Here is a 17,002-nt window from a genome sequence, read left to right as displayed (position 1 = left end):
AGTTTTTATTTGTTTAGTCAATGTAAGAAAAATAGCGAAAAACAAACTTCATATTGGAAAAAATGCACCGAAGTATAGTGTAGATCTCTATTCTACTGAAAGAAGGCAACAATCATGGTGAATCATTTTGAGAAAATAAGTTCGTTGTTAGTATCGCGTATGTTGATCGTTTTATTTTTCCTCTCTTATCCGATTATGGGTGTTTTGTACTGGATCGGGGAGCTCGCCGGACAAGACGCAGTCAGTTTTATTGTGGTGGGGAGTGCCATTCAGATTGGATCATGGCTCGGCCATCGCTTCTATGTAGAGCATGCTTGGTTGAAGTATGGGCTCGTCACATTGATGTACATTTCGGCTTCAGCGATTATCTTGACGCTACCAGGTGTGGCGATTCAAAATGTCGTCTTTCTTTACATCGTATTGACGTTGATCTACTTGAATCGGCATCTTGTACTGTACGGTAGCATGCTCGCGCTGATCGTCTCGGTCGTAGCTGTGTTAACCGGGCGCTTTTCATTTGCAACGCCGCTCGACCTCGTCATTTGGTTCACGGTGCTCACAATGGCTTTGTCTGGCGCGTACTTTGTGTCATTCTTTGGCGCAAAGTTGTTGCATGAGACGTTCGCGCAGCAAGAGAAAGCAGAACAACATGCAGGGGAAATCGAGCTGACAATGGCGAAAACGACAGCGAGTGCGACTACGCTTCACGGAGCTGTCTTCACGATGAATGATTCAGTCGAGTCAGTCACAAATGCTTCAGAACAGGTGACGGAACAAATCAGTTCGATGACGAAACGGACATCTGAACAGGCAGGTCTTATTCAAACTGTCGCTTCACAAATCCATTCAACTGTACAGGCGTTTGAACGAATGCAGCAGCAGCTCCAGGAGACAACGTCTCAAGTGAGTGGCGTCTTGCAGGACGCTCACGTCTCGCATGAAAACATGGACTCGACAGAACGGTCGCTCGCTGAACTGAACTTAAGTATCGGTGAAGTCAATCATGCGTTTAAAGGGTTGGCGGAGCGCTTCCAAGAAGTACGGACCATCACGGGGACGATTCAGCAGATTTCATCTCAGACGAACCTCCTGTCGCTCAATGCTTCAATTGAAGCGGCGCGAGCGGGTGAGCACGGGAAAGGGTTTGCCGTCGTTGCGTCCGAGATTCGAAATTTGTCGGCTCAAACCGCCCAAGCCTCATCTCAAATCAATGATATTATCCAACTCGTCATGCAAGAGGTACAAGTGACGGAACGGGCAATCGATGGCAGTACAGAACGTTTGTCGACGCAGGAAGAACAAGTCCGTAAGAGCGGGACGTCGATTCTCTCCATGATTCAAACGACAGGGACGGTAGCGAGCACGGTAGATGAGACATCGACCCAGCTCCAAGTCGTCGCATCAGAACTGAACAAAGTCCATCAAGTAACGGGCCAAATGTCAGCACTGATGACAGCTCTCGAAGAGAACGGTCAAGACGTGCATGTGTTGACGACGTCGCAGCAACAGGCGTTGGCTTCGTTAAAGGATCAAATTGCAGAATTGAACGAGATTGCGAACGAACTCGTCTAAACGATGGACACGCCTTGAAAATAGGCGTGTCCATTTGCGTATACATCTCTTCTAAAACGGGAAAAGTTTTGCGTCAGTCCTAAGATGAGGAGGAACGATCAATGGAAATTACAATCACAGCTATCTTAAAGGCTCACCCGGGCAAAGAGAGTGAGTTGCGTCAAGCACTCGATCAGGTCATCCCGCCGTCGCGGCAGGAAGAAGGGTGTCTCGCCTACGTGTTACACGAGTCGATCGATGCGCCGGGTACGTTCGTGTTCTACGAGAAGTATCGGGACGAGACGGCGCTCGACCATCATATCAACTCAAGCCACTATCAAGCATATCGGCAAGCTGCCGAGACGTTACTCGCTGTCCGTGACGTGTACCGTTTGCAAGAGGTCTGAAAGGAGACAGTCCGATGATCACGCAACCGATTATTCCGTGTATTTGGTTCGAACAAGACGTCGAAGCGATTGCCGATTGGTACGCCTCGATATTTCCGGATTCATTCGTCGACTATACGACGAAACTTATCGACACTCCGCCTGGCGAGACGACGGTCGTCACGGTCTCACTCTTTGGTCAGTTCTTTCAACTGCTCGGTGCCGGTAACTTGAAGGAGCGGAATCCGTCCTTCTCCTATATGATCTCGCTCCCGACGTCAGAAGAAGTCGATACGTTGTGGGACAAGTTATCAGACGGTGCTGACGTCCTCACGCCGCTCGACACGTACGACTTTAGTGAACGTTACGGCTGGTTGAAAGACAAGCACGGCGTCTCTTGGCAAATCATGCACAACGGTGGCATGGACATCCAGACGGTGACGCCGTGTCTGTTATTCGTCGGTGAGGCGTTCGGCCGGGCCGAGGCGGCGATGGACGATTGGGTCACAGTGTTCCCGGACTCGTACGTGCTCGACGATCAGCTGATCCGTTACGATAAAGACGATGGCCCAGAATTAGAAGGGAAGTTGAACTACGCCCGTTTCGTCTTATCTGGACGTGAGTTCATCGTCATGGACAGTGCCGAGCATCACCAGTTCGCTTTCAACGAGATGCAGTCGTTGATTGCGTTTTGTGAGACACAAGAACAGATTGATGCGTATTGGGATGAACTATCGTCTATACCTGAAGCCGAACAATGCGGGTGGCTACAGGACCGCTACGGCGTCTCCTGGCAAATCGTGCCGTGGGAAATGGAAGAGATGCTGACGACCGGCACGCCGGAACAGTTGGCACGGGTGACGGCAGCGTTCTTGCCGATGAAGAAGATCGATCTGACCGAGTTGCGGAAAGTATATTGAAACGAACCATGCCGCCCTTAGCGAATCAGGGCGGCATGGTTTTATTCGCGTTTCTTTTTAGAGAGTGCGTCTTTCTCGATGATCGTATCGGACAGACGCAGTTGTTCGGCCGCTTCGTCGATGAAAGGCTCACATTGACTGAGCGGTAGCTCATCTCCTGTCTCGACCGCGTAACACGTCCCGTTTCCGATGGGATCGGTCAAGTTTGGAACATAGTAGAGCGTGTCGTACCGGAACGACCCGTTACGGAACACGGTCAAGTTCGGTTCGTCGTCGAGCAGCGGGCTGCCGAGCATGTAGGCGGGCTCCATCCCGAGCAATTCTAGGATGGTCGGGGCGATGTCCGTTTGACCGCCGCTCGCTTCGATCGTTCGACCTTCGTTCAAGTTGGCTGGCTTGATGTAGAGCGGAACAGAACGGTCGAGCTGAAACAGTTCGACGGCCGAATCGGCGTTCGCTTGCTCGGCCATCTCGTCACCTGCTGAGGTCAGGCCGCTGTCATGATCGCCATAAAAGACGACTAACGAATTATTCCACGTCCCGTTCGCCTTCAATTGATCGACCATCAACCCGACGGCCGCGTCGACGTAATGGACGGTATGGTAATAGTTTTGAAGCAGCGGATCGTCATATCCGGTCAAGTCCAAACTCTTCTCTTCTTCCGGAATGTCGTACGGCGTATGGCTCGTCAAAGCGACCATGAACGCATAAAACGGTTCCGCTAACGTGTCCATCGCTTCGACGGAAGTGGTCAAGAAGTCTTTGTCGTTAAGTGCCATGCCGATCACGTCCTGAGCGGGATAATCGTCTTTGCTGAAAAAATGATTGAAGCCGATATTGTCGTAGACGTTGTCGCGGTTCCAAAACGTTTTATCGAACGCATGCATCGCGGCCGTATCATAGCCGGCTTGGCGCAAACGTTCAGGTAAGGCGTCAAACGTATGGTCACCGTACTGGGTGTACACTGAACCGGATTTGACGGGATAGAGCGAGGTGTTGACCGTGAATTCCGCGTCCGACGTCCGGCCTTCGTGCGTCTGATGATAGAAGTTCGGGAAGTACAACATCTCGTCACGAAGCGCGTTCAAGTTCGGTGTCAGTTCCTGTCCGTTGATCGTCTGTCCGATCACCGACGTCTGGAACGACTCGAGCTGCAGCATGATGACGTTCGTATCAGCCGTTGTCTCGACGTCGGTTGGAGCCGAGGTACCGAGCCGCGTCTCTTCTTGTGCGGTTAAGCCGTCTCCGAAGCCGAGTTGGTCGCCGATGCCACGGAACAAGTCGAGGCCGTGATACCCCCAAAAGCCGTACTCGTAATATTCACGCATGTTCGAAATCGGTGCTTGCTCATCACCATTCGGCTGACTGACGGTTAACGGAACGACGAAGGCGGTCAAGCCGACGACAAAACCGGAAGCGGCGATCCGGCGATTTTTTCCTGTGCCTTGCGCAGGTCTTTTTCTCATATAGACGAGGACAGCGGTATAAAGCACCAGGTCCACGAACAATAGAAAGTCGGTCGGTTGAATCAACGTCAGGAAGCCGCCGCCGACGTCGCCCATCTGACCAACGTCTGACAAAAGCGCGACCGACAACAGATTGCCGAAATAGCGATAATACCAGACGTCGGAGATGAGGAGTGTACTGTGTAGAAACAGCGAGGCGAATAAAATCCAGCGCCGTGTTTTCGTCTTCACGAGCAACGCCCAGCTCGTCATCATGAGAATCATCCCGATGTTGACGAGTAAAAAATGAACGTTGAACGCACTCGCGGTCAAGATGCTGAATAAAAATAGTTTGGCAAGTGATAGTGACAGATAACTCCAATAATCAAGATATTTCATAAATAGCCTCCAAACGGTACGTACACGTTGTATTCCTTTTCATGTACCTGTTCGCAAGTGGCGGGAAACATGGGGGTGTGCGATACGGACGAAAAAAAGCGAGGCGAGCGCCTCACTTGATCAAAAACGTGTCCCGAAGCTCGATGATCGTGCCTTCCGGGGCTTTTAGTTTGCTCAAATGTCCGTCGACGACGAAGTAGATGTTGCCGCCATGTTTCGGCAAGAACGTGACACCGAGCGCCTCGAGCCGACGGACTTCCGCTTCAAGGTCATCGACGTACAAGGCGAAGTGAACGGGTCCGGCCGCATGTTTCGAATACGGCGATAACGTCTCGTCGGTCTTCGCCGTCTGGAGTTCGATATAGAAGTCGCCGAGCTTGAGCCAACTGTTGAACGCCCGGGTATGGAAGTTGGGTGACTCTTGGACGAGCTCAAAACCGAGCGTTTCATAAAATTGCTTTGACGCCGCATAGTCGGGCGTTTGGATACAGAGATGGTGGATTTGTTTCATCGTGTCACTCCTTTGCTTTCATTTTAGCGAATAGGAGCCTGAAGCGGAACTTTTCTTGAACGAAGACGTATACGACACCGAGGAGGGATACATATGGAAATCCAATACGAATTGACGGAAGAAGACTACATTCACTTCAACTTGAGTCATATTAGACGTTCAAAGATAGGAAAGAGGATGCTATTCCTGCAGCGCATCATCGGGCCCGTCATCATTTTAAGTGGTGGCGCTTTGACGTTCGCGACATTGTTTCAAGATACGAGCTGGTGGTTGTTTGGGGTGTATGGCGTCATCAGCCTCATCTGGTTTCTGTATTATCCGAAGTATTTTGAACGGCATATCCGAAAACAGACGAAGCGGATGATTCAAGAACGAAGCAATGAAGGCATGATCGGCCCGCATACGATGGATCTGGATGAAGACGGTCTTCGTGACAAAAATGCGTTCGGGGAGACGAAAGTCTCATGGAGCGGCATCAAGGAAGTCGTCGAGGAAGCCGATTATGTGTATTTGTATAACTCGTCGGTCAGCGCCTACATCTTGCCGAAACGCGGGCAGGACATGGAGGAGGTACAACGATGGCTACCGATGCGTTGACGATTCAACCGATTGATGAGACGAACTTGGATGCGGTCGTCGCCTTGACCGTCGCACCTGGTCAGGCCCGCTTTATCGAAACGAACGCGGAATCGCTCCGCGAGATGGACGTCGACGTCAAGTACGCGTGGACGTGCTACGCGCTCTGTCGAGACAATCAACCGGTCGGCTTCATGATGGTCGGGGCCGAGAACAAGGTGGAGCGTTACGTCTGGCTCGACCGCTTTATGATTGATATGGATGAGCAAGGGAAAGGCATCGGGTCAACATTTTTGCAACTTGCGATTGAGTGGATGCAAGAGCGATTTGATGTCGATGACATCATCCTCAGTCTCCATCCGACGAACGAACCAGCGAAACGGTTTTATGCGAAGGGCGGATTTGAGGACAGTGGCTTGATTGATGAAGCGAACGGGGAAGAGATTTGGGTGTATCACGTGAAGCAGGGACAGCCTTCCTAAGTCGGCCGTCCCTGTTTTGGTGGTTGTTGTTCAATTATCGCTTCACCGTGAGTGGACGCAACTGTTTGACCCGCGTCAAGACGATCCAGCCGAGGATGGCTCCGGTCACGCTCGAGGCGAGGAAGGCCGGGAAGAAGAACAGCGCCCCAAACTCAGAACCCATTAAGATTTTCGCGTACGGGACGGCGATGAGCGAGGCAATGACACCCGTCCCGATGACTTCACCGAGCGCAGCGAAAGCGACCCGGTTCGTCCGCACGTAAAATAGTCCAGCAAGCAAGGCGCCGATCATACCACCTGGGAAGGCGAGCAACGACCCGGTCCCGGTCATGACACGGACGAGTCCGGTCACGAACGCGACGAGGACGGCACCAATCGGACCGACGGTGACGGCGGCGATGACGTTCACCATATGTTGCACCGGATAGGCCCGGGCGACACCGGTCGGGATGGAGATGAACAGGGAGCCGATGATGGCGATGGCGATGAGCATCGCCATCCAAGTGAGTTGTTGAATACGCATGTAGTGTCTCCTTTCAAAATGAAAACGCCACTTCTCCAAGTGGAAAAGTGGCGTGGACAGACAGACGTATCCAAGCCACTTCCCTACGCTGGTATGAGCCAGATCAGGTTCGAAGGGTCCGGCAGTTGCCGTCTCAGCCCGAAGGCTCCCCTAGTGGTCGTTTATTGGTTTGAGTATAGCATAACGTTATTTTGTTGCCTCAATTTTTCGCGGTCGGAAGATGAAATAAATGATACCGCTATACAGGGCGTATAAAAACAGGGAAAACACGAGATTGATGACCCACGGGAGTGTACCCATAAATACGGTGACCGAGGCGTTACGGAACCAGCCGAGTGAAAGACATAGTCCGACAAAGCTGAGCACGATCGTCGTCCAAAAGCTGATATCTGGACGCCTCGACACGCGGCGAACGACTAGACCAATTATGAAGCTGAAGACAGCCGTCGCACCTAAATACATATAGAGTAGCGCATCGACCGGGTATGAATAATAGACAACGTCCATATTATTTCCTCCTAAACGAAGTGTGGTGAAAGGAAGTGAGGTCAGTGAGGGATGCGATCCCATGGCGTGACGAGTCTTACCGTGAACAGTTCGAGCACTGGCTCGATGGCCATGTGCCAGGCGTGACGTGGCGGGTTGTGAAAGATACCGACTTGACATACTTGATGTATGGAGAGTACGGAGCAGACCGTTACTACGCCAAGGCGGTGACAGCAATCAGTGGTGGCGAGGCTGAACTGTCGATGCATCTAGCCGAACGGCATCCGGGACTCGTCCCGGAGGTCATCGCCATTGCCGCGACACGCAACTGGCTACTTATGCGAGACATCGGCGGGGATGCACTTCGTGAATACCCCAAGCACAGTCGGTACAAAGCGGCTGTGCGTCAATATGCGAAACTACAGAGAAAAGAAGCGAATTACACGGATACGCTTTTGGCCTACGGTATCCCGGACCGGCGTCCGGCTCGTCTAAAAGAAGAGATACGGACGTATTTACCCGAGTTATGTACGGGGTTAGATCGAGATAAGGCAGAGGCGGTGCTGGCGCTCCAAGACAAACTCCTCACCATGTGCGACGAGCTCGCGACTGGGGTGCCGATGAGTCTCGAGCACGGCGACTTACATGGCGGCAACATCTTTTGGCGCAAACAGACGGATGACTTATGTATTCTCGATTGGGGCGATGCGACCGTCACCCATCCGTTCTTCAGCGTCCGTGTGTTTTGGAACGCGCTCTACGACTTGTTGCCAGAAGACGATGAAGTCGCATGGTATGAACAGATTCAGAAGATGCGTACCGTCTACTTGGCTGAGTGGGAAGGTGTAGCGCCTCGGGACGTGCTATGGCGCCATTTGTTGATCGCTGAAGAGCTCGGTTGCGTGTATCGGGCGCTGTCGTGGCATGTATATGTGACCAACTATCGGTATGATCCGTCCGAGTCAGCCGATAAACCGGCCCAATGGCTCAACTTGTTCCTCGAGTATCGGGACTTGAAACGTCGCGGTACGTGATCACTCGTTCTTCTCGAGCAGGTTTTCATAATCCGTCTCGTTCCAAAACAGCTGGGCGATCGACTCCGGTGCTTTCAAAATCTCACCGTCTTGGTCGTAGACGATAGCGTAGCCGTTTTCGATCTCAAAGACGATCAAGTCGGCCGTCACTTCCTTGACGCCGTTCCCGGCAATGATGACGTTCTCGATTGGGTCGCGTGCGACTTGAACTCCCCATTCGTCGAGCTCGACGATGAGCGCTGACGTGTAGGCATGGCGGTCGTAAATCGATTGAAACTCGTCTTGCGTCAATGTGACGTCGGTCGGGGGGGCACTCGTCCCGTATTTGCGCTTCTCAATCTCCTCAACGAATTGCGTGAACGACTCTTCTTGCCAAAAGAGTGGTGCGACCGACTCGGGACCGTTGGCGATCTCACCGTCTTCATTCTCATAGACGGTCGCGTACGTGCCGTCGTCGAGCTTGAACGGATAAATATCGGCGTATGTATGATGGATCCCGTCCCCGGCGATGACGACGCGTTCGAACGTCTCACGGAACGGTGTTAGCCCTTGGGTTTCGAGCGCTGCTAACAAGTCTTGGGCAGTCTCGTGTTGGTCAAAGACGTCTTTGAAATCTTCTCGTGTCCATTCGATCGTCGCTTCTTCATCTTGTTCGTTCATATCAGGAGAGACGATTGGTTGCTCGGCTTGATCGGTACAACCTGTCAGCAAGAACGCGCTTAAGCCAAGTAGTCCTAATCGTTTCATAAAACAACCCCCTAGTAAGTTACATTATTTCCCTATTTTACATTAGCGTAGCATGTATGAAATAGGATGAGAACCTGGATACTTTCTCATCTAGGGCAAATGGAATCGCTACCTCGTCTGGTTCAATCCACACAATCTGTACGATTGAACAGGGGAATGTCGACTTTTGGCGAACACATTTAGGAAACTGATTTAAAGGAGAGAGAGAGATGCCAAAACGAAAATTTGCCAATCGTCGTGATTGGGAACGCATATTAAAAAATCGATACGCACAAATGGAGGTGCGGGACGATCGCTTCTCGGGCACCGTCGCCCTCTTTCAAATTGACGCCGTCCGAGCCCCACAATATAAGATGCATCAAGGAAAGGAGTTCATCGTCGCCGACGCAGGTTACGCGTGGCTCCAGTACTTCTCAGAACATGAACCGTTCGGGGTGACCGTCATGTTCGATGACCGGGGCAACATCGTCCAATGGTACATCGATATCGTCGAGGGGATCGGGTATGAGGATGGGATTCCGTACATGGATGACCTCCTGCTCGACATCCTCATCTTCCCGAACGGTGACGTCGTCCGTAAAGACGAGGATGAGTTCGAAGCGGCAGCCAAGTCAGGTGAGCTCACGCCGGAGATGGTCGACCGTGGCTGGCGTGATTTCAAGGCGACGCTCGATCGGATCGAACGCCGCGACTTCGTCTATTTTGATTTAGCGAACGAGCATTACGAGCAGTTGAAGCAAAAGCTTTGAGTCTTCCCGTACTGCTTTTGGTACAGTGAAAGAACAGGGGGGAAGATAGATGAAACAAATTGATCTCGAGAAGTGGCCGCGTAAAAAGCATTATGAGTTTTTCAAGGCGTTTGACGCCCCGCATTTCAACGTGACGGCGAACGTCGACGTGACGAAGCTACATACGTTCGCGAAGACGCGCGGACAGTCATTTTTCAAGCTGTTCTTATACGGCGTGGTGAAGACGGCGAACGCCATCCCTGAACTTAGGTACCGGATGCGCGGTGACGTGGTCGTCGAGCATGATGTCGTCCATCCATCGTTCACCGTCATGATGGATGATGACGTCTTCAATTTCTGTACGGCGACGTATAAAGACGCGTTTCCCGACTTCATGGAGGAAGTGGCCGTGCGGATGAGCGGGGCGAAACGAGAAGTCGTCGTCGGAGATGACGAGCCGGACAGCCTGCTCTATATTACGAGCGTGCCTTGGCTCACGTTCACGAGCATCAGTCACCCGACGAATGACCAACAGCACGATAGCGTTCCGCGGATCGCCTGGGGCAAATTCACGAAAGTTGGCGACCGGATGATGATGCCGCTCTCAGTCCAAGCGCACCACGCGCTCGTCGACGGCGTCCATATCGGGAAATATTATGAGAAACTGCAAGCGTGGCTCGATGATTTGAGCGACCTTCACGTTAAACAGCCAGAAGAAGTCGGACTCGACGAGGCGATCCGCCTGCGCGAGAACGGAGAGCTCGAGCGGGCGAAGCAGCTGTTGCTCATGCTGTTGCGTCAAGATGAGAAAAATCCACGACTCCACGCGCAATGTGCCTGGTGTTATGACTCGCTCGGCGAAGAGCGTCAAGCCGTCCCGCACTATGAGCGGGCCATCCGACTCGGTCTGAGCGGTCACGAGCTCAGTGAGACGTATATCGGGCTCGGCAGCACGTACCGTGCGCTCGGTCGTTACGAGGATGCCGAACAACTATTTGCTAAGGCGATCGAACAGTTCCCTGACATCGCTGCCTTGAAAGTGTTCCAAGCGATGACGCGTTACAACCTCGGACAGCATCAGGAAGCGACCGGTGCGTTGCTCGAGCTGCTCGCGAGTCCGCAGCCGGATGACAGCATTCAGCGTTATCGTCGCGCCATCGCGTTTTATGCGCGCAATCTCGACGAGACGTACGATTGATCCGGAAGACAAGGCTTGTGGAAGCGGCCTTGTCTTTTTATTGAATCAAATTGATTGACCGATCCAAATTACCGTGTTATATTTATCTCGAATTAAAGATAATTAAATTTAAAGTATTGTTTTCTCTCAACAAAGGAGGGGAACAGATGAAACAATCAGACGCCTTAAAAGCAATCACCGTCTTATTTCGGGCTTCACAATCGATCCAGGACATGGTCAAACACGAAGTCGCCGCATATGGACTGAACGCGACCGAATTCTCGGTACTCGAACTGCTCTATCATAAAGGTGACCAACCGATTCAAATCATCGGCAAAAAAGTCTTGCTCTCAAGCGGCAGCATGACGTATATCGTCGACCGACTCGAGGCAAAAGGCTATTTGGTCCGGAAAGCTTGTCCGAGCGACCGCCGTGTGACGTATGCCGCATTAACCGAAGCGGGAACCGACTTGATGGATCAAATTTTTCCGACACACACGAAACGGATGAACGAGTTGTTCGACGGACTCGATTTAGATGACACAATCACACAATTGAAGACGGTCGGCAAACGTGCCGAGGCGTCAAAATTTTTTAACTAATTATCTCGAAATCAAGATTTTGAAGGAGCGATTTAAATGAACCATGTAAAAGGGATTCACCACGTGACGGCGATCACGAGCAGCGCCGAAAAGAACTACGACTTCTTTACGAACGTCTTAGGGATGCGTCTCGTCAAAAAGACGGTCAACCAAGACGACATTCAGACGTATCACTTGTTCTTTGCGGACGATAAAGGTAGCGCCGGGACGGACATGACGTTTTTCGACTTCCCAGGCATCCCAAAAGGCGTGCACGGGACGAATGAGATTTCAAAGACGTCGTTCCGTGTCCCGACGGATCAGGCACTCGACTACTGGGTCCGCCGTTTTGATCGGTTAAAGGTAAAACATGAAGGCATCACCGAGCAGTTCGGCAAGAAGACGCTGTCGTTCGTCGACTTCGACGACCAAGCGTATCAGCTCATCTCGGACGAGTTCAATCAAGGTGTCGCTTCTGGTGAGCCGTGGCCAAACGGTCCGATTCCACTCGAGTATGCCATTACTGGACTCGGGCCAATCTTTATCCGTATTTCTGACTTCACGTACTTCAAGCAAGTGATGGAGGAAGTCATGTTGTTCGAAGAAATCGGGCAAGAAGGTGACAATCATCTCTTTGAAGGAGGTGAGGGTGGAAACGGAGCGCAAGTCGTCGTCATCCATGACGAGACGTCTCAGCAAGCACGCCAAGGGTTTGGAACGGTGCATCACGTCGCGTTCCGCGTCGATGACCGCAGCGTCCTCGACGAATGGACAGCACGGCTGCAACAGTTCGGGTTACCGACGTCAGGTTACGTTGATCGTTTCTTCTTTGAATCGTCGTATGCACGCGTCGCACCGCAAATCTTGTTCGAATGGGCGACCGACGGACCAGGATTTATGGGTGACGAACCATATGAGACGGTAGGTGAGAAATTGTCGCTCCCACCGTTCTTAGAGTCGAAGCGTGAGCAGATCGAAGCGATGGTCCGGCCGATTGATACAGTCAGGAGCACAAAAACGTTCGAGAAAGAGTATGAGGGTATGCCATCATGAGTTTTTTCAATCGTTTGTTCGGTAAACAAGAAGCATCAACCAACTCACAAGGAGGAACTACTATGTTGAAAATTGGAATCGTACTCGGATCGACTCGTGAAGGACGCGTTAGCCCGCAAGTCGGAGAATGGGTAAAAGAACTCGCCGACAAGCGCGGTGACGCGAACTATGAAATCATCGATATTGCGGACTACAGCTTACCGCTTCTCGGCGAGGCTGGCGGTGACGCGACAGGTGCTGCGGCATGGTCAGAGAAAATTGCAGAGATGGACGGTTTCGTCTTCATCGTACAAGAGTACAACCACTCGATGACAGGCGCGCTCAAAAACGCCCTCGACTACTTACGTAACGAATGGCATAACAAGGCGGCAGGGATCGTCTCGTACGGTTCGGTCGGCGGCGCTCGGGCAACTGAGCATGTGCGCGGTGTCTTGAGCGAACTCTTGATTGCCCACGTCCGGGTCCACCCAGCGCTCTCGCTCTTCACAGATTTCGAGAACGGCACGCACTTCGCACCGAAAGACGTACAAGTCCAATCGGTGAATGATATGCTCGACCAGCTCGTCCCATGGACAGAAGCGATGCAGACGGTTCGTACGAAAGCGGCGGAAGCAACGAACAACTAATCAAGCAACTGGTTGTCCTTTTAGGGACGATCAGTTTTTTTGTGTTACTGTTCATTCGATATTGCATCGTGTATCGTCAGTAAAAGAAGGGAACAAAAGAAGCATACATATAGCCTGAAGGAGGAAACAACGATGAAATGGATGATCTATGGCGTGAACGGCTATACAGGTGAACTGATTGCCCGGCAAGCAGTAAAAGAAGGGATGACACCGGTGCTCGCAGGGCGGCGCGCGGACGCGATTGAGCGTCTTGGCGATGAGCTCGGATGCGAGACGCGTGTCTTTAGTCTGTCGCTCGACAAAGCAAAGCAGGAACTCGCTGACATCGACCTCGTCTTGCACTGTGCTGGACCGTTCGCCGATACGAGTCAGCCGATGGTCGAGGCGTGCCTTGCGTCACAGACTCATTACCTCGATATTACCGGGGAAATTGAAGTATTCGAATACATTCATTCGAAGAAACGGGCCAAACTCGCGCAAGAAGCCGGGGTATTGCTGTGCTCGGGTGTCGGCTTTGACGTCATCCCGACCGACTGTGTGGCCCGCAAGTTGAAGGAACTCATGCCGGACGCGACGAATCTCGCCCTCGGCTTCTCGGCCGCTGCCGGTATTTCGCGCGGAACGATGAAAACAGCAATCCGTGGGCTCGGCTCGAGCAGTGCCGAGCGGAAAGACGGAAAACTGTCGCCGTTCCCGCTTGGGGCCAAGCGTCGACAAATCGACTTTGGGCGCGGCAAGAAAACAGCGCTCGCGATTCCGTGGGGTGACGTCTCGACCGCGTATTATACGACGGGAATCCCGAACATCACGACATGGATCCCAGTTCCCCCAGTGGCCGGATATGCGTCTCGTCTCATGTCGTTCTTTAGTCCGATTCTTGGTAGTGACGCTGTCCAAGGACGTCTCTTACGCTATGTCGATGAACATATTAGCGGACCGGATGAGGCGGAGCGGGACGGGTCGTCGACGTATGTTTGGGGCGAAGCAACGAATGCAGACGGACACAAATATATCGTTCGCATTCAGACGGCGAGCACGTACGCCTTCACCGTCTATGGCGCGCTCGAGGTCGTGAAACGTCTCGTCGGTTCAAGCCGGGTCATTCCTGGAAGCTTCACACCAGCGATGTTGTTCGGCTCGCATTTTATCGAAGAAATCGAAGGGTCGTCCTCGTTCGTGATTGATGAAGTCCGCCTTTAAAGCGTTGCCTTGTAACGGAATCACAACATGTTCGTAATTGAAGTGTGGTAAACTCAGGGAAGATTAGAGGGAGGGAATGAGATGAAACGCTTAGAACTAGCCAGGCGCATCGAACGCATCAAAGCGGAAGGGACGTCTGCCTACATCAGGCATCGAAAACAGACCCCTCCCTATGAAGGCTCGGAGTTAATCGTTGAAAATAAAGGTCATGTGTTCCGGATGGGGAATACGAGTTTTGCGGTCGGGTTCGGCTTGAACCGTCCGACGAGCTTTTACGATCTGCACCAAATGGAGAAGTGGGTTCGTGGTAAGAACGTGTCCCGCCTACATATTGAGGTGTGTCCACTCGCGGACATGTCGCTCATTCGCCTGCTGCAGGAACGAAACTATACGCTCGATCACTTTCTCGACGTCTGGTTGCTTGATGTGAATACGTTTGAGTTGCCAGAGAGTGAAGCGACACGTGTCGAACGTGTGCACGCCGATAACGTGAACGAATGGGCTCGGGCGATTGCGACAGGATTCGCCGAGACGGGGACCGTCCTGCAAGAGACGATCGATACGGCGAAAGGGTTTTATGCGTTACCGGAAAACCAGGCGTTTCTCGTCCGTGAAGACGAGACAGCAGTCGCCGGCGGTATTCTCGCCGTTCAGGACGGGATGGGGGAACTGTTTTTGACGAGCACGATTCCCGATTATCGGGGAAAAGGGTATCAGACCCAACTCATTTTAGAGCGAGTTGCCGCGGCAAAAGCGATAGGTTGCGAGTACGTGACGGTGACGACGAAAGTCGATACCGCCTCGGGACGCAACATGGAACGCCTTGGTTTTACACCGTTTTACCAAAAAGCAGTTATGAAAAGTCCGATCCTCAAATAAACAGGTCGCCCCGCGGGGCGACCTGTTGTCGTTAGAGTAGTGATTCGGCACCGTCGACGTACACTTCTGATCCGGTGACATGGCTCGACATATTGCTCGCAAAGAACAAGACGACGTCGGCCACTTGCTTCGCCGTACCTGATTTTCCGGCGAGCGGTTGGTTGCCTTCTGGATATTCAATCGGGATGACGATTTCTTCAAGTAACGCGTCGTCCCGGTTCGTCGAATCATCGATGTTCGTATCGATTGCACCCGGACAAATCGTGTTGACCCGAATACCGAACTGGGCGAGCTCGGCCGCAGCCATTTTCGCAAAACCGGTCTGGCCGGCTTTCGTCGTCGCATAGCCGCTGAAGCCAAAGTTTTTAAAGAAACGGTTCCCGTTGATCGACGACGTGATGATGATGCTGCCGCCTTTCTCTTTCAAGTGGGGAATCGCATGTTTCACGGTTAAGAACGTGCCCGTCAAGTTCGTCTCGACGACCCCGTTCCAATCTTCGAGCGACAAGTGCTCGATTGGTGTGATCGTCCCGTTCCGTCCCGCGTTCGCAAACACGATATCGACATGTCCGAACCGTTCGACCGTCTGTTCATAAGCCCGCTTCATCTCGTCTTCGTTTGAGACGTCGGCGCTAATACCGATGGCGCGGTCCTCGCCGATTAAGCTCGCGAGCTTCTCGGAGTCCTCTTGGTTCAAGTCGACGATGGCGACTTTTGCCCCTGCTTGGACGAACCGGATGACAGCGGCGCGTCCGATTCCTGACGCCGCTCCTGTGATAAACGCGACTTTACCCGACAACAATGTATTTGAAATCATGTATTTATCTCCTTTCAGCTACCTGTTGTCATATTCCACCGTTCTATAAAAATTAAGCCCGTTTTCTTGAAAAAAGACGATTCTTCGTTTAATCGGACGTTACATGAATCGATAGCGCGATGTTGAGCGTCGCATCTGGGTCAAGCTCGATAGTCACATGTTGACCGGCGCGAAGCTCTTGCACGTCGCTAGCAAGACCCGTCACTTCCGTCTGGTCATTAACTAAAATCGTATGCAATTTGATTTCATCCATATCCGTCTCGGCTGGACCAATCATCAGTTGAGGGATTTCAATCCGTTCGATGCGTCCGTCGAGCGTGTGATCGTTCCACGTGCTCACCCAATAGACTGCTAACAAAAAAAGACCGATGAACGCGAAGGCAAAGATGAGTCTAGCTCTCATGGTGATCCTCCTCTGCGGTACCCCGGTGCGATGGTTTCCATTAGTTATTTACCCGGAATCAGGAATTTATATAGGCTGATTTTTACAGGGATTTGAATGACAGATGCGGAATATAGTAAAACAATTTGCGGAGTGGAGGCGCTGACGATGGTTCTAATCGGGATGGTTGGGTTAATCATTTTAGGATTGATTGCTTTCGGGTGGTGGACGATCGGGTTTCCCAGACGGAGGGTGTGGGGTGGGCTGATCATGCTAGTGGTTTCCTTCCTCTTTTCGCCGCTTCTGCTCGTCGCGAGCGGCGAGCGCTACGGATTTGATGGCATCGTGGCAGGATTGGTCGCGCTGTTTTGTATGGTGGGGGGCGGTTTTTTCTTCACGGCACTTGGCTGGACCGGTCGTCATCGAAAAGTCCGGAAAGTCCGGACGCTATCGGAAGACCCTGATCTGTTTTAGTTTAGGTTGTCGTTGCCCCTTCGAA

At 52.1% G+C, this 17,002-nt stretch carries 21 protein-coding genes and 1 riboswitch; of the genes, 14 read left to right on the top strand and 7 right to left on the bottom strand.

Annotated features, from left to right (window positions below):
- Positions 1-114 precede the first annotated feature (114 nt).
- The 3 genes from EVJ21_RS08495 (at position 115) to EVJ21_RS08485 (ending at position 2,857) form a co-directional block, all read left to right on the top strand.
- On the top strand, positions 115-1,572 hold the full coding sequence (locus EVJ21_RS08495) for a methyl-accepting chemotaxis protein (protein ID WP_131490325.1): 1,458 nt from the start codon (positions 115-117) through the stop codon (positions 1,570-1,572).
- A 101-nt stretch (positions 1,573-1,673) separates the two neighbouring features.
- Positions 1,674-1,958, top strand: a complete 285-nt coding sequence (locus EVJ21_RS08490; protein WP_070329307.1) for a putative quinol monooxygenase — start codon at positions 1,674-1,676, stop codon at positions 1,956-1,958.
- Between the two features lie 14 nt (positions 1,959-1,972).
- Positions 1,973-2,857, top strand: coding sequence for a VOC family protein (locus tag EVJ21_RS08485; protein ID WP_131490324.1), 885 nt, complete (start codon positions 1,973-1,975; stop codon positions 2,855-2,857).
- A gap of 41 nt (positions 2,858-2,898) precedes the next feature.
- Here the strand turns inward: EVJ21_RS08485 and EVJ21_RS08480 are convergent, their stop codons facing one another.
- Both EVJ21_RS08480 and EVJ21_RS08475 read right to left on the bottom strand, forming a co-directional pair.
- Complete coding sequence (locus EVJ21_RS08480; protein WP_131490323.1) at positions 2,899-4,701, bottom strand: LTA synthase family protein; 1,803 nt, start codon at positions 4,699-4,701, stop codon at positions 2,899-2,901.
- A gap of 112 nt (positions 4,702-4,813) precedes the next feature.
- Positions 4,814-5,212, bottom strand: coding sequence for a VOC family protein (locus EVJ21_RS08475; protein WP_071398570.1), 399 nt, complete (start codon positions 5,210-5,212; stop codon positions 4,814-4,816).
- Between the two features lie 93 nt (positions 5,213-5,305).
- On the opposite strand from EVJ21_RS08475, the gene EVJ21_RS08470 reads away from it, so the two are divergent.
- Complete coding sequence (locus tag EVJ21_RS08470; RefSeq protein WP_070329303.1) at positions 5,306-5,809, top strand: YcxB family protein; 504 nt, start codon at positions 5,306-5,308, stop codon at positions 5,807-5,809.
- Entirely contained in the window at positions 5,791-6,270 is a 480-nt protein-coding gene (locus EVJ21_RS08465) for a GNAT family N-acetyltransferase (RefSeq protein ID WP_084812999.1), read from the top strand. Before EVJ21_RS08470 ends, EVJ21_RS08465 begins: the two co-directional genes overlap by 19 nt.
- Positions 6,271-6,304: 34 nt before the next feature.
- On the opposite strand, the gene thiW is transcribed toward EVJ21_RS08465, so the two are convergent.
- Both thiW and EVJ21_RS08455 read right to left on the bottom strand, forming a co-directional pair.
- Entirely contained in the window at positions 6,305-6,793 is a 489-nt protein-coding gene (gene thiW, locus EVJ21_RS08460) for an energy coupling factor transporter S component ThiW (RefSeq protein ID WP_131490322.1), read from the bottom strand.
- A 63-nt stretch (positions 6,794-6,856) separates the two neighbouring features.
- A riboswitch (TPP riboswitch) is annotated at positions 6,857-6,955 on the bottom strand.
- 24 nt (positions 6,956-6,979) lie between these two features.
- On the bottom strand, positions 6,980-7,300 hold the full coding sequence (locus tag EVJ21_RS08455) for a hypothetical protein (protein ID WP_131468444.1): 321 nt from the start codon (positions 7,298-7,300) through the stop codon (positions 6,980-6,982).
- A 44-nt stretch (positions 7,301-7,344) separates the two neighbouring features.
- Between EVJ21_RS08455 and EVJ21_RS08450 the strand changes: the two genes are divergently transcribed.
- Positions 7,345-8,313: an aminoglycoside phosphotransferase family protein gene (locus EVJ21_RS08450; RefSeq protein ID WP_131490321.1), complete on the top strand. Its 969-nt coding sequence runs from the start codon at positions 7,345-7,347 to the stop codon at positions 8,311-8,313.
- Here EVJ21_RS08450 and EVJ21_RS08445 read toward each other — a convergent pair whose 3' ends face one another.
- Positions 8,314-9,060, bottom strand: coding sequence for a hypothetical protein (locus EVJ21_RS08445; protein ID WP_071398565.1), 747 nt, complete (start codon positions 9,058-9,060; stop codon positions 8,314-8,316).
- Positions 9,061-9,269: 209 nt separating this feature from the next.
- Between EVJ21_RS08445 and EVJ21_RS08440 the strand changes: the two genes are divergently transcribed.
- The 7 genes from EVJ21_RS08440 (at position 9,270) to EVJ21_RS08410 (ending at position 15,304) form a co-directional block, all read left to right on the top strand.
- A complete protein-coding gene (locus tag EVJ21_RS08440) occupies positions 9,270-9,809 on the top strand; it encodes a ribonuclease FAU-1 family protein (RefSeq protein WP_131464850.1) in 540 nt (179 codons plus the stop codon).
- A 49-nt stretch (positions 9,810-9,858) separates the two neighbouring features.
- The gene (locus EVJ21_RS08435) at positions 9,859-10,986 is read left to right on the top strand and encodes a tetratricopeptide repeat protein (protein WP_131464848.1); all 1,128 of its coding nucleotides are present in this window, start codon (positions 9,859-9,861) and stop codon (positions 10,984-10,986) included.
- Between the two features lie 146 nt (positions 10,987-11,132).
- On the top strand, positions 11,133-11,567 hold the full coding sequence (locus EVJ21_RS08430; RefSeq protein ID WP_071398562.1) for a MarR family winged helix-turn-helix transcriptional regulator: 435 nt from the start codon (positions 11,133-11,135) through the stop codon (positions 11,565-11,567).
- 36 nt (positions 11,568-11,603) lie between these two features.
- Positions 11,604-12,599, top strand: coding sequence for a ring-cleaving dioxygenase (locus tag EVJ21_RS08425; RefSeq protein ID WP_070329295.1), 996 nt, complete (start codon positions 11,604-11,606; stop codon positions 12,597-12,599).
- Positions 12,596-13,225, top strand: a complete 630-nt coding sequence (locus EVJ21_RS08420) for an NADPH-dependent FMN reductase (RefSeq protein ID WP_131464844.1) — start codon at positions 12,596-12,598, stop codon at positions 13,223-13,225. The genes EVJ21_RS08425 and EVJ21_RS08420 overlap by 4 nt, the downstream gene beginning before the upstream one ends.
- A 132-nt stretch (positions 13,226-13,357) precedes the next feature.
- A complete protein-coding gene (locus EVJ21_RS08415) occupies positions 13,358-14,425 on the top strand; it encodes a saccharopine dehydrogenase family protein (RefSeq protein ID WP_131490320.1) in 1,068 nt (355 codons plus the stop codon).
- Positions 14,426-14,506: 81 nt separating this feature from the next.
- A complete protein-coding gene (locus tag EVJ21_RS08410) occupies positions 14,507-15,304 on the top strand; it encodes a GNAT family N-acetyltransferase (protein WP_016508856.1) in 798 nt (265 codons plus the stop codon).
- Positions 15,305-15,335: 31 nt separating this feature from the next.
- On the opposite strand, the gene EVJ21_RS08405 is transcribed toward EVJ21_RS08410, so the two are convergent.
- Together EVJ21_RS08405 and EVJ21_RS08400 are read right to left on the bottom strand one after the other, a co-directional pair.
- Complete coding sequence (locus EVJ21_RS08405) at positions 15,336-16,121, bottom strand: SDR family oxidoreductase (RefSeq protein WP_070329291.1); 786 nt, start codon at positions 16,119-16,121, stop codon at positions 15,336-15,338.
- Positions 16,122-16,209: 88 nt separating this feature from the next.
- Complete coding sequence (locus EVJ21_RS08400) at positions 16,210-16,524, bottom strand: hypothetical protein (RefSeq protein ID WP_070329290.1); 315 nt, start codon at positions 16,522-16,524, stop codon at positions 16,210-16,212.
- A 147-nt stretch (positions 16,525-16,671) separates the two neighbouring features.
- Between EVJ21_RS08400 and EVJ21_RS08395 the strand changes: the two genes are divergently transcribed.
- Positions 16,672-16,977, top strand: coding sequence for a hypothetical protein (locus EVJ21_RS08395; protein WP_145963257.1), 306 nt, complete (start codon positions 16,672-16,674; stop codon positions 16,975-16,977).
- The last annotated feature ends 25 nt before the right edge of the window (positions 16,978-17,002 follow it).

Origin of the sequence: Exiguobacterium sp. SH0S2 (assembly GCF_004337185.1) — a bacterium.
GTDB classification, from domain to species: Bacteria; Bacillota; Bacilli; order Exiguobacteriales; family Exiguobacteriaceae; genus Exiguobacterium; species Exiguobacterium aurantiacum_A.
This window is presented reverse-complemented; position numbering and strand designations above follow the sequence as displayed.